A 561-nucleotide genomic window follows, 5' to 3' on the forward strand; every position below is an offset into this window, starting at 1 on the left:
GGGCGGCACCAACACCATGAAAATTTACAAAGTCGACTGATCTCTCTTAACCGGCCAGCACTCTGCTGGCCGGTGCATTTCCTCTCTTCTTTTCGGTTCTCTCTCGCTCCATTCCATCGACTCTGACGGCTCGGGTGTCTTTACCAAATCAGATGTCTGTACTGAATCAACTCTGTCAGCTGAGCAGCTTTGTCCCGAATGATCTGTCTATTCATGTCCAGATTGGACTCTGATCGCGTTTGTGACGCAGATTAAATCCGTGTTTATTGATCTGTGAGATAGTGGCGACTCCGAATTTCGGTAATATCGTCCACCTTTTACGGTATCAGGCCATCGGAGCGGCTCTATTTATGGAAAGGTTTCGTCACACGTCGTGACGCTGAATATCAGCCTGGTACGGGAAAACTGCCGGATGAAACGTATCCGGTAGTCAGCTTTATTTCAGGGGATTTGCATGAATCAGAAAGTGAACAAGTTATATGACGATGGACAGCATTCGGTGCTGTTCTTCACCGGATTGGTAGAAGGCGAAGGCATTCCAAGTAATCAGCTGATTATTGT

This window comes from Thalassolituus sp. UBA6592 (assembly GCF_002433655.1).
Classification (GTDB): domain Bacteria; phylum Pseudomonadota; class Gammaproteobacteria; order Pseudomonadales; family Oceanobacteraceae; genus Venatoribacter.